Origin of the sequence: Jilunia laotingensis (assembly GCF_014385165.1) — a bacterium.
Lineage (GTDB): Bacteria > Bacteroidota > Bacteroidia > Bacteroidales > Bacteroidaceae > Bacteroides > Bacteroides laotingensis.
In genome coordinates this window covers 110,682-123,144 of the sequence record NZ_JACRTF010000001.1, presented here as the reverse complement: position 1 = coordinate 123,144, position 12,463 = coordinate 110,682, and the positions used below count along the sequence as shown (strand labels likewise).

At 34.4% G+C, this 12,463-nt stretch carries 11 protein-coding genes; all 11 read left to right on the top strand.

What is annotated here, in order from left to right; translation table 11 throughout:
• The first annotated feature begins 8 nt into the window (after positions 1-8).
• The 11 genes from H8744_RS00585 to H8744_RS00535 all read left to right on the top strand — a co-directional run bounded on the left by H8744_RS00585 (position 9) and on the right by H8744_RS00535 (position 12,461).
• Positions 9-1,154, top strand: coding sequence for a sugar-transfer associated ATP-grasp domain-containing protein (locus H8744_RS00585; RefSeq protein WP_262432975.1), 1,146 nt, complete (start codon positions 9-11; stop codon positions 1,152-1,154).
• 8 nt (positions 1,155-1,162) lie between these two features.
• Entirely contained in the window at positions 1,163-2,368 is a 1,206-nt protein-coding gene (locus H8744_RS00580; RefSeq protein ID WP_262432974.1) for a hypothetical protein, read from the top strand.
• A gap of 68 nt (positions 2,369-2,436) precedes the next feature.
• The gene (locus H8744_RS00575; protein WP_262432973.1) at positions 2,437-3,528 is read left to right on the top strand and encodes a polysaccharide pyruvyl transferase family protein; all 1,092 of its coding nucleotides are present in this window, start codon (positions 2,437-2,439) and stop codon (positions 3,526-3,528) included.
• On the top strand, positions 3,528-4,778 hold the full coding sequence (locus H8744_RS00570) for a Coenzyme F420 hydrogenase/dehydrogenase, beta subunit C-terminal domain (RefSeq protein WP_262432972.1): 1,251 nt from the start codon (positions 3,528-3,530) through the stop codon (positions 4,776-4,778). The genes H8744_RS00575 and H8744_RS00570 overlap by 1 nt, the downstream gene beginning before the upstream one ends.
• Positions 4,759-6,006 (top strand): hypothetical protein, encoded by a 1,248-nt coding sequence (locus H8744_RS00565; protein WP_262432971.1) that lies wholly within the window; start codon positions 4,759-4,761, stop codon positions 6,004-6,006. The genes H8744_RS00570 and H8744_RS00565 overlap by 20 nt, the downstream gene beginning before the upstream one ends.
• Before the next feature lie 11 nt (positions 6,007-6,017).
• Positions 6,018-7,217 carry a glycosyltransferase gene (locus H8744_RS00560; protein ID WP_262432970.1) on the top strand — a complete coding sequence of 400 codons (1,200 nt, stop codon included), beginning with the start codon at positions 6,018-6,020 and terminating at the stop codon, positions 7,215-7,217.
• Between the two features lie 12 nt (positions 7,218-7,229).
• The gene (wecB, locus tag H8744_RS00555; RefSeq protein WP_262432969.1) at positions 7,230-8,381 is read left to right on the top strand and encodes a non-hydrolyzing UDP-N-acetylglucosamine 2-epimerase; all 1,152 of its coding nucleotides are present in this window, start codon (positions 7,230-7,232) and stop codon (positions 8,379-8,381) included.
• Positions 8,381-9,487 carry a glycosyltransferase family protein gene (locus tag H8744_RS00550; protein WP_262432968.1) on the top strand — a complete coding sequence of 369 codons (1,107 nt, stop codon included), beginning with the start codon at positions 8,381-8,383 and terminating at the stop codon, positions 9,485-9,487. Before wecB ends, H8744_RS00550 begins: the two co-directional genes overlap by 1 nt.
• 14 nt (positions 9,488-9,501) lie before the next feature.
• The gene (locus tag H8744_RS00545; RefSeq protein ID WP_262432967.1) at positions 9,502-10,596 is read left to right on the top strand and encodes a polysaccharide biosynthesis protein; all 1,095 of its coding nucleotides are present in this window, start codon (positions 9,502-9,504) and stop codon (positions 10,594-10,596) included.
• The gene (locus H8744_RS00540) at positions 10,596-11,447 is read left to right on the top strand and encodes an SDR family oxidoreductase (protein ID WP_262432966.1); all 852 of its coding nucleotides are present in this window, start codon (positions 10,596-10,598) and stop codon (positions 11,445-11,447) included. Before H8744_RS00545 ends, H8744_RS00540 begins: the two co-directional genes overlap by 1 nt.
• A 9-nt stretch (positions 11,448-11,456) precedes the next feature.
• Complete coding sequence (locus tag H8744_RS00535; protein WP_262432965.1) at positions 11,457-12,461, top strand: WaaS/CpsH family glycosyltransferase; 1,005 nt, start codon at positions 11,457-11,459, stop codon at positions 12,459-12,461.
• Positions 12,462-12,463 lie beyond the last annotated feature (2 nt).

The window sequence follows — 12,463 nt, the reverse complement described above, 5'->3', positions numbered from 1 at the left end:
GATGAGTGATGAAAGATAGATATTTTGGTATATCTCCCCGCATTGCACGTTGGAAGATTGATACTCCACTTGAGAACTGGCTAAGTCATAAAGCTGATAATTCGGAGTTCTGGAAGAAAATATATGTAGGGTATTATAGTATCTTTGATAGGGAATACTATGAGGGTGGTGTGCGACTGGCGAAAGAGGCTATTGAATTGCATAAAGAAGAATTGAAACGGTATACCGTGGATGACGTTGTGCGTGATATGGTCTATTGCTTACATCGGTTTGGCATAAGTTTTCAAGATTATTGCATATATGGATTCATAGACAAAAAATATCGTTGTAGGGCATCTTTTGTATCCGATAAGTTGAGATATCATTACTGTGATATTCTGAATAAAGAAAATATTTTGTCATTAATGACTGATAAATACGCATGTTATAAGAAATATCATAAATTCTTTAAACGTGATGTGTTGGGATGTTATAATGAAACAGATAAAGGCCATTTCTTATCTTTTGCTGATAAGCATAAGCACTTTATTTTTAAGCCTTTGGAAGAACATTCCGGACATGGAATTAAAATTGTCTCTTCAAAGGAAACAGATATTAATATGTTTTTTACTGAAATGATTGCTAAAGGGGCTTTTGTAGTAGAAGAACTTATTAATCAGGGTAGAGAGACGGCCATTATGCATCCGCAGTCAGTGAACTCGTTGCGTGTAGTTACATTCGTTTTGGAGGGTAAAGTTAATATTATAGGCGTGACCTGGAGAATTGGCGTAGGAAATGCCGTAATGGACAATGCCGGTTCCGGAGGCATATATGCAAGCATTGACCCTGAATACGGATTCGTTCAAACGGATGCGATTAATTATAGGGGAGAGCATTTTAATATTCACCCGGATACGAATATTCAAATTGTAGGTTATAAGTTACCAAAATGGGATGAAGCTTTATCTTTAATACATGATATGGCAGTCAACGTTGAGGGTGCTACATTGATATCTTGGGATATCGCATACAGTGACAAGGGTTGGCTTATGATTGAAGCGAATGATAATGGGGATTGGAGTATTATACAATCCAACAAGAAGATCGGGAAGAAATCAGAATTGTATTCGTATATGGATGAATATTTTAAGTTAACATCCAAAAATAACGGTTAGCATTATAAATGAAGAAATACGTATTTTTGACTACCTCTATTCGCAATGTTGGTGGGGCTCAATTATACATATCCAGAAAGTTAGACTATTTGAAAGAAAATGGTTGGGATGTGGATGTGTTTTTTTATAATGATGGTAAAGTTGTTATTCCTAATTTAGAGTGCTTTAAAGACAATTGTGTTAATGAACTATCTTGTAACTTTAATTGGATTAGTAAATCAAAGAAAAAGAAGATATGTACTAAGGTTATAGATTTAAGGTTTGATCAAATCATTCTCGAATCCCATACAGTTGAATTGTCTTTGTGGGGTGAGTTTTTTGCTCAATATGCTCAATGTAGGCATATCAGTTATCTTCTTTCTGAGCAGTTTCCCAAAATAGATTCCTATCGTGAGCGTCTCTTCCATTTTAAACTGCAGAACAATCTGCTATTTGGTATAACTAAACGCTCCATTTATTTCTTTTTAGGTGAACAGGAGAAAACAAAAGGTTGCTTTTTGCCTGCGATAGGCTGTGCTAGTAACAATGTGGAAGATATAAACGACCATAGATTAAATGGCTTAATCCGTGCTGATTACAACATTTTGAGTTTAGGAAGATTGGAAAAGCCATATATAAATAATATGATTGAAAATGTAAAGGAGTTTGCAAAACTTCATTTAGACAAAACGATAAATCTATTATTAATTGGCGATAGTGCTAGTGAAGAGATTACATCTAAAGTATTAGAAAATATTCGGAGTTCTCAAAATATAAATTGTATTTTTTGGGGATATACTTTCCCTATTCCAAGAAAGGTCTTTGATTATGTTGATGTGTCAATAGGAACTGCGGGATGTACTACATTAACAAAAAATGAAGGTATTCCTACAATTGCTATAGACGGAAACGACTATGATGCTATCGGTGTTCTTGGTTATACAACAAATAATTGCCTATTTAGAAATGAGCATGAGCCTAGAATAAAAATTATTGATTTATTGAAAGATATCTTAGAATCTAAAAATTATTCCAGAAAAAAAATAGACAATTATAAGATAGAGAAATTAGACTACTCTTCTCACCAGGCTATTATTGACTCAAAGTTCAAGTTTGTCCCATACGATATGAAGATGCGTAAGTCTATGAAAGATTGGTTACTCTTTGTTGTTATATATGTTTTTGGACTCAATTTTATTAATAGACTGCGAAATGTAATCAAAGTGTTACGCTAATGGATTAATTGCGAACTTAAAGTATGATTATAAAAATGCTTTGATTTTGTAATAATGATTATCAATTAATGAAAATGAAAATTGCATTCATAACTATTCATGTAGGCTCTAATTTTGGCTCAACGCTTCAAACCATAGCAACATCAGAAGTTTTGAAACAATTAGGTGGAGAACCTATTTGTGTGAACTATATTCCTCCTCGGGTAACTTATAAAAGATATTGGAACGTAGCAAAGGGATCAGTATTAAGATTTTTAAGACGAATCATCTTCTTTCCTTTTTTATATGAAGAAACGAATCGTTTTTCAAGCTATTTATCTAAATATTGTAAGGTGTCGAATAAGATTTATGCAGACTCAGATTTTGTTAAGAAATGCCCAAAAGCGGATGTTTATATTACCGGAAGTGATCAGGTTTGGAACACAACACATAATGAAGGATTAGATACCCATTATTTTTTCGATGGAATCAAAGGAAAGAAGATAGCTTATGCTTCGAGTATAGGAAAAAGTAGCGTGGATGAACAAGAATTAAAATGGTTGTCTCAATACACTAAAGATTATCATTCTATCTATGTAAGAGAGGAATCAGCAGTTGATATCTTTAAACAAATAGGGAGAGATGTACGTCAGGTAGTTGATCCGACGCTTATGCTCAACAGAGATCAATGGTCAAAATATGCTTCCGAACGATGGGTTAAAGAGCCCTATCTTTTTGTATATCTTCCATATAATATCAAAAATAAACAAATTTGTTATGACACTGCTCGAAAGATTGCTAGGAAAAAGAAATTGAAAGTAATAACATATTCTCATAGTTTTTACAAAGAGCCTCTTGCCGATCATACTTATTTATTTATTGGTCCTGGTGATGTGCTATCTTTAATATATCATGCAGATTATGTAGTCACAAATTCCTTTCATGGACTGGCATTTTCTATAAATCTTAATCGCCAATTTTGCCTTTATATGCCCTCCAACTTTTCTACGCGAATATCAAGTCTTGCCAATTTGTGTGGATTGAATGAACGAATTATCGATGGGGTAATATCAGATGATTTGTTAGACAAAGAAATTGATTTCTCTTCGGTAAACGATATCATACAACTAGAGCGAGTAAAAGCGATAACCTATTTAAGTCATTCTTTAAGTAACAAATAATGTTTTTTAAATCATTAGATAAGAAAGAATGTTGTGCATGTACGGTCTGCCAACATATTTGCCCTACAAAATCAATTTCTTTTTCAGATGATGAAGAAGGCTTTAAATATCCTCAAATAGACCACTCCACATGTATCAATTGTGGGCTATGCGAACGGAGCTGTCCTGTTGAACATCCCTTATATGACAATAACTCGAATCCTATAGTATATGCAGCAAAATTGTATAATACAAAAGAGTTAGTCAAAAGTTCGAGTGGTGGCTTGTTTTATTCTATAGCTAAAGCAGTTTTATCTAAAAGAGGAACAGTTTATGGGGCAGCTTTTGACGAAAATCTTAAATTGAAACATTGTGGAATTGAGAATTTAGACGATTTACAGCCTTTACGTGGCTCAAAATACATACAAAGTAATCTAGGAGATATTTTTTTAGATGTAAAGGATCAGTTGACTTCCGACCGATGGGTATATTTTGTAGGCACCCCTTGTCAGGTTGCCGGTCTGAAATCTTTCTTGAAAAAAGACTACCCTAAACTGATTACTTCTGATTTGGTATGCCATGGTGTGCCAAGTCAGAAATTATTTGATGCACATATTGATTATTTAGAGAATAAATACAAAAGGAAAGTTTTAAAATATCAATTTAGAAATAATAAAAATTGGGGGGGTTGCGAAATCGTAGATTTCGCAACCCCGAAAGGAAAAAGTAAACGCTTGACATTACCCTCTTACGAATTAAGTCCTTATTTGTATTCCTTTATGTATGCAATGACTTATAGACATTCTTGCTATGATTGTAAATTTGCACGTATACCTCGGCAAGGTGACATAACGTTAGCTGACTTTTGGGGTGCGAATGTGTATTTCCCAAAAATGAATACAAATAAAGGAGTTTCCTTGGTGTTAGTTAATAATAGAAAAGGTGAAATTATTTGGAATGAAATTGCAGATCAACTCGAGAACCATGTAAGTCGTATTGAAGATGCTGCAAAATTCAATGGGAATCTGATTCAGCGAACAGAGAAAAGTATTTATAGAGATGATATATACAAACAGATAGAAAACGAAGGTTATTCTACCATAGCTAATACTGTTTTTCGTAGCCCTCGATATATTAAGGTTAAAATATCGAATGTAATAATATATACCCCGGGACTAAATATCATTCATAAATTTTATAGGATACTCAAAAAGATATTTATCAGTTTCAAGTCATACTTTTCTTTACATCATGGTAATTACCCAAAATAACCCTTCCCTTTTTGATAAAGTCTCGATGACTGCCTTGATCATTTCTCCTATACTCGAAACATACGGATGGGGCACATTCAACTTTTCATTCATTATCATATCTTTGTTGAGTGTTGCTAATGTCTTTAAAAGAGGACTGCCATTTTATCGTGTTCCCAAAGCTCTACTTGTATTTTTGGGATTTTACTATATCTCACATTTAATTGCTTGTACGTCCATTGGGGGGATATTACATTTGGGAATTTTAAGAATATTACTATCAATCCTTTTGTTATACAGTTGCTTTGACATTATGTGGTTCACAGATAGTTACCGAACTATCGCCAAAATATGTATAGCTTTTTTCTTTATTCAAGAGTTATCCTTGCTGATTACCGGGATAAGAATCCCTGGAGTCGTGTCGTTTTTGCCCAATTCTCTTGGTGTCGACGTTTCTTTGTTTATCGCTAAGATGAAAGAGGCAGAGCGCTCAAGTTCATTTTTTAGTGAACCGGCAATGTTTGTCCAATTCTTATTACCACTCTTAATCGTTGAATTGTTTGCTTTTAAAAATATAAAATGGAGATGGTGCATATTTGTTGTATTAACGTTGCTTCTTACTCGATCTGGTAATGCCCTAATTGGGCTTATGCTCATTGCAATGGTCTTTATATACTGGCTGTTTACCTCCCAAGTATTGTCGAAGAAAAAAAAAATGTGGATTACCACTTCGGTATTCCTAATATCAATTATAGCATTTCCGATATACCTTAATTCTGAAATAGGCGAGTCCATGCTTGAGCGAACCGATACCATGAAGTTACCCGACACAACTAATGCTTATACATCAGGCTTTCTCAGAATATGGAGAGGCTATTTTGTCTATGATCAATATGATACAATTTATAAAATAATAGGCAATGATAATCCCATTTATATAGATAATGCCATTTATAATAGCCCTGTTTCTGATTTTTTCGGTGAAAAGGAAAGATATTTTAATAATGTTCAGACTTGTTTGTTGCATACAGGAATAATAGGAGTATTCATATTCTCATTCTTTATAAAAAAAGAGTTCAAACATTCAAATTTATGCGGTAAAACATTGTTACTACTTTTCATTGTTCTGTCTTTTATCGCATACTTCTATTTTAAAGCCATGATGCTCATTATTCTTGTATATACATCGTATATGTCAGATTCTACAGTTTTACTTGATAAAAGGACAAAAGTTTGTTTACATTTATAATAAAACATACTATGCTGAAGAAAAAAATATTATTAATAGCACCTTCTTCCATACCTACATTTGGAGCAGAAGCTATTGTTAACAAGAAACTGATTTTCACTTTAGTAAAAAGCGAAAAATTTGAAATTGATTTAATTTCTCAAAGGATCAAATGGAAGCATTATCCCGTGGAAGAACAAGATATTCCCCTTAAATCTATCCATATTATCGACAATGATTTGCGAGTCACACCTATTATGATTTGGCAGCATATACTGGCATTCTTTAAATTTGGTATTACATTTAAAGCCATTCATTGGGCAGTAAAAGCTCTTCCAATAGCAGAAAAATTAGTTAAGCAAAACAAATATGATTATATCTTGACAAAGGATGCTCCAAGTTTTGTAATAGGAAACTACTTAAAGCATAAATATGGGATTAAGTGGATTGCAACATGGAATGATCCTTATCCGGGAGTAAAATATCCCTGTCCTTACGGCAAGGGATGGAGTGCATCTGGTAATGTTTTCGACAAAATGTGTACATCTGCTATGGAAGGGGCTGACAAATATATATTCCCTTCAGAACGTTTGAGGAACCACATGCTCAAGTACTTAAACATTAGACTTGAAGACACTGTGATAATTCCTCACGTTGTTTTAGATACAGACAATAACAACGTACAACAGGGAAAAGTCTTAAAACTTTTACATTCAGGTACACTCCAATCACCCAGAGATCCTGAAACGTTCCTTCGTGCATTGAAGTTGTTCCTATTGAATAATCCTGATTCTAACATCGAAGTATCAATACTTGGAATTATAGAGGAAAAAGGAGCAAAATTAATAAAACAGCTAAAACTTGAGGATGTTGTGAAGTTAATACCTCCTGTCTCATACACACAAAGTTTGGAGATACTAAAAGACTATCAAATTGCGCTTATTGTTGAAGCCCAATGCAATGAAGGTATTTTCCTTCCCACTAAAGTCACAGACTTTATGCAATGTCATAAACCAATCTTTGCGGTAAGTCCATCTGTTGGTGTGCTTAACGACATGTATAATAATGGTTTTGTGCAATATTTTGCTGATGTAACTGATATAGATTCTATTGCAAATACATTAGAAAATATCTATTCCGACTTTTCAAATGATAAGCTTACTAATGTTGTGCTTAGACCAAATTCAGAGTTCTCCGAAAAACAAATAATTGAACAATATTATAATTTATAAATAGGCATAGTTATGAAAAAAATAATGTTAGTCTTCGGAACTCGTCCCGAAGCCATAAAGATGGCTCCCCTGGTAAAGGAGTTCCAAAAATACCCATCCGAGTTTAAAACCATTGTCTGTGTGACAGGACAGCACCGCGAAATGCTTGACCAGGTACTTCAAATTTTTGAAATAACCCCCGACTATGACCTCAATATTATGAAACAGGGGCAAGACCTTTATGATGTTACAGCCCGTGTACTTACAGGTATGCGCGATGTGCTGAAGGAAGCACAGCCGGATGTTGTACTGGTACATGGTGATACAACCACTTCTGCAGCTTCGGCTCTGGCGGCATTTTATCAACAAATTCCGGTAGGTCATGTCGAGGCGGGACTTCGTACAGGCAATATATACAGTCCTTGGCCGGAAGAAATGAATCGATTGATAACCAGTAGAATCGCGACTTATAATTTCTCTCCAACCCAATTGAGTAAAGAGAATCTCCTAAAAGAAAACACCAAGAACGAAACAATCACAGTTACTGGAAATACTGTAATTGATGCTCTTTATATGGTTGTAGGAAAATTTAAAACTGATTCTGCTTTAGAAGCAGAACAAGCCACTCTTTTAAATCAAGCGGGATATAATGTGAACAGACTGTCTAATGGAAAAAGGCTTGTACTAATAACCGGACATAGACGCGAAAATTTCGGAAATGGATTTATCTCAATATGCACTGCAATCAGAGATTTAAAAGATAAATATCAAGATGTGGACTTCGTCTATCCTATGCATTTGAATCCAAATGTCAGAAAACCCATTCACGAGGTATTTGGAGAAAACTTAGAAGGTATTGCAAATATGTTCTTTATTGAACCACTTGACTATCTTTCATTTGTATACTTAATGGAAAAATCCAATATAGTTCTTACCGATAGCGGTGGTATTCAGGAAGAAGCTCCCGGACTTGGCAAGCCGGTGCTGGTGATGCGCGATACGACCGAACGTCCCGAAGCCCTTTCTGCCGGTACCGTAAAACTTGTCGGCACTGATTACAACAGAATTGTTAATGAGGTATCTGCCCTTCTTGATGATGAGATACACTATAATGAAATGAGCCTAGCAGTTAATCCGTACGGAGATGGATTGGCTTGTGGTAGAATAGTTGATGTTTTGAGATAATGATTATTTTAGTTAGATCTAACGACATTATATCCGATTCCAGAGCTAAAAAGTATATTGATTTTTATAAGAAGAACAATATTTCTTATAAAATAATAGCTTGGAATCGTACAGGAACTCCCGACAAATTGCCCCATACTATTTATTACAACAAAGCCAGTAAATATAATCAAGGAGGATTCTATGCGGTTATTGACCGTATAAAATGGATGTACTTTGTTGTGAAAACATTATTCTCACTTAAAAGGGATTTAAAAATACATGCATGTGATTTGGATAGTGCATATCCAGCAGTAATATATAAGCGCCTGAGTAAAAGGAGTAATTATGTTCTTTTTGATGTTTTTGACTGGTTCTCTGACACTCTATATAATCAAGGAAAGCTAGTACTTCATACCTTTAAGATTATGGAAAAGGCTACTATTAGAAACTCTGACCATATTATTATCTGCGAAGAAGAAAGAGTTGGTCAAATCCCTTATAATATTAAAGGGAAGTACAGTGTCCTTCAGAATATTCCAGCATTTGACAACTCAGAGTTTTTATTCAAAGATAATTTATATCGTTTTGAAAACAATAAGTTTACGATCTCTTATGTAGGTGGTTTCTCTGAAGATAGATGTTTGGATAATTTAATTCATGGAGCTTCTGAAGGCCTTTATAATCTTTTAATAGCCGGATACGGCACGCAGTCTGTTATAGATAAATTGGCAAGTTTCAAAAGTTGTCCGAATATGAAATATTTTGGTAAGGTATCTTATACAGATGGTCTAAGAATCATGTATAATGCTGATTTAATCTATGCTATGTATTCAAAGATCAACCCTAACCACATATATGCAGCACCGAATAAATATTATGAAGCAATGTTTGTCGGAAAGCCTGTAATCACAACGGAAGGAATCATTGTAGGTGACAAAATTACAAAGAATAATTACGGATTTGCTATTGGTGAAAGATTTTTGGATTTACAGAACCTAATCATATCGTTGGAAAAAAATGATTTACTAATCAAATCATCTCTATTATTGAAGAGTTGGGCTGTATACAAAGATGTTACAGCTAATTATCTAAAAGGTTTTTATTCCCAATTATTGAAAATTTAAACACATTAATCGTTATGTCAATATTTAAAGACAAAACTTTGCTGATTACAGGTGGTACTGGCTCATTTGGAAATATGGTTCTTAAAAGATTTCTAGAAAGCGATATCAAAGAAATTCGTATTTTCTCCAGAGATGAGAAAAAACAAGATGATATGCGTCATCATCTTCAGGACCAATACCCGCCAGAAGTTGCCAATAAGGTAAAGTTCTATATTGGAGATGTACGCAATCGTCAAAGCGTAGATATTGTTATGCGCGGTGGTGTAGATTACATATTCTCTGCAGCTGCCCTAAAGCAGGTGCCATCATGTGAATTCTTTCCTATGCAAGCTGTTGAAACCAATGTTTACGGAACAAATAACGTACTTGAATCAGCCATTGCTCATGGTGTAAAAAATGTGGTAGTACTCTCTACCGATAAGGCAGCTTATCCGATCAATGCTATGGGTATCTCTAAAGCCATGATGGAAAAAGTAGCAACTGCGAAGGGACGTCAGCTTGGTACTAATGCAGAGACTACCATCTGCTGTACGCGCTATGGTAATGTGATGGCTTCCCGTGGTTCTGTCATCCCACTTTGGGTGGAGCAGATTGAAGCAGGCAAGCCTATTACAATTACAGATTCTCACATGACTCGTTTCATGATGACATTAAATGATGCGGTAGACTTGGTAATCTATGCTTTCGAACACGGGGAAAATGGTGACCTTTTTGTCCAAAAAGCACCGGCAGCAACACTTGATGTCTTGGCAGAAGCTTTAATACAAACTTATGCAAAGATTAATCCCAAATATGGCGAAACTAAAGTAAAAATTATTGGAACTCGCCACGGTGAGAAAATTTATGAAACTCTTGTCACTCGTGAAGAAATGTCACGCGCTATTGACATGGGTAATTATTATCGTATACCTTGTGATGGACGTGATTTGAATTATGATAAGGTCGAAGGTGGTAATCCTGATATTGATAAAATGGAAGAGTACCACAGTCATAATACCGCCCGTCTCGATGTTGACGGTATGAAAGAACTTCTGTTGAAACTTACATTTATCCGTGAAGATTTGGGTCTACAACCAAGAGCAAAAGCCCGTGAAATACGTTCTGAATAATGAAAATTCTGGTACTTGGAGCTACCGGTATGGCAGGGCATACCATAGCACTTTACTTTAAAGAACAAGGATATGAAGTGCATGCTTTTTCTCGCAAGCCATTTCCTTATTGTAAGTGGATTGAAGGAGATGCATTTGATACTGAAAAACTAAAGCATGTTGTCACCTCCGGTCATTATAATACCGTAATAAACTGCATAGGATTACTCAATCAGTATGCTGAATCAGCTCCAGAAAAAGCTATATACATCAACGGCTATTTACCTCATCAGATAGTAGCGTGGTTAAAAGATACGCCCACAAAATTTATCCAGATGAGTACAGACTGCGTCTTTGCAGGAAATGACGGTCCCTATGATGAGCAATCACTTCCCAACGGCCTGTCATACTATGATCGAACCAAAGCACTTGGTGAAGTAAATGATGATAAAAACCTCACATTTCGTAACTCCATTATCGGTCCAGATATAAATAAAAATGGCATAGGACTGTTCCATTGGTTTATACAGCAAAATGGTATCATTAATGGTTTTACGAAAGCTATTTGGACAGGGGTAACAACACTTACATTAGCTAAAGCTATGGATAAAGCCATACAAACTAACTTAACAGGTCTGTATAATTTAGTAAATAATGATAGTATTAGTAAATACAATCTCCTTTGCTTATTCAATAAGCATTTTAGGAATGACGAAATTAAAATAGAAAAATCGGGTAAGTTGGTTCTGGACAAAACTTTGATCTGCAAGCGTAATGATTTTGATTTTGTAGTACCTTCTTATGAACAAATGGTGATTGATATGAAAGAATGGGTAAATAATCACAAAGAATTGTATCCATTGTACATATAATGTTTAAATATGAATTTTAAGGGGAAAAAAATACTCATGTTTTATCCGTACGGCATTACAAAACACTATGGATACTACATTCAAAAAGAATTAGAGTCAAGAGGAGCCATCGTATATGCTTTTGACGAGCGGCCTTCTCAGTCATCAATGACAAAAATCATCATAAGATTGATGAAAAAAAAATTGCCACAAATTTTTATCAGTTATCTTAAAAAGGTTATTGGGCAAGTTGACACTGATTCTATTGACTATTTAATAGTTCTTAGAGGAGAGGCATTTACACCGATGTCACTTACTTATTTACGTAAGAAATTACCAAAGGCATACTTTATACTATACCTTTGGGATATATTGAAGGCTACAAATGTTTCAGAATGCTTCAATTACTTTGACAAAGTCCTTTCTTTTGATGAGGAAGACGCTAAATCTCATTTCGGTGTTCATTTTAGACCAACTTTTTTCTTGCCAATCTTTGAAACGATATCTTTACAAAAAGGAACTAAATACGACATTTCTTATGTAGCAACTATGGATAGAGTGCGTTATCCTATTTTATGCTCAATAAAAAATAACATTTATAATGACTGTAAGTTAAATATGCATTTATATGTAGTTAGCAAAATATTATACTATAGAAACAAATTTATCAGTTTTGGTAAATTCGGTAAACAAATAAAACCTCAGTATAATGCACTTAACTTATCTCAAATAGCAGAACTTACAAAACAGTCACGTTGTGTCCTAGATATTAGCTATCCAGATCAAGTTGGACTTTCGATGAGAGTTTACGAAGCTTTAGCCGCACATAGGAAATATATTACAACGAATGAATACGTAAAAAAATGCGACTTCTATTGTCCGGAAAATATTTTAGTGATAAATAGAGATAATCCGTATATTCCTCAAGAATTCGTTGAATCAAAGTATGTGGAAATTCCCAAAGAGATATTACAAAAATATTCTTTAAAACAATGGGTTGATGATGTGTTTTATCAGACCGATTCTAAAATATAAAT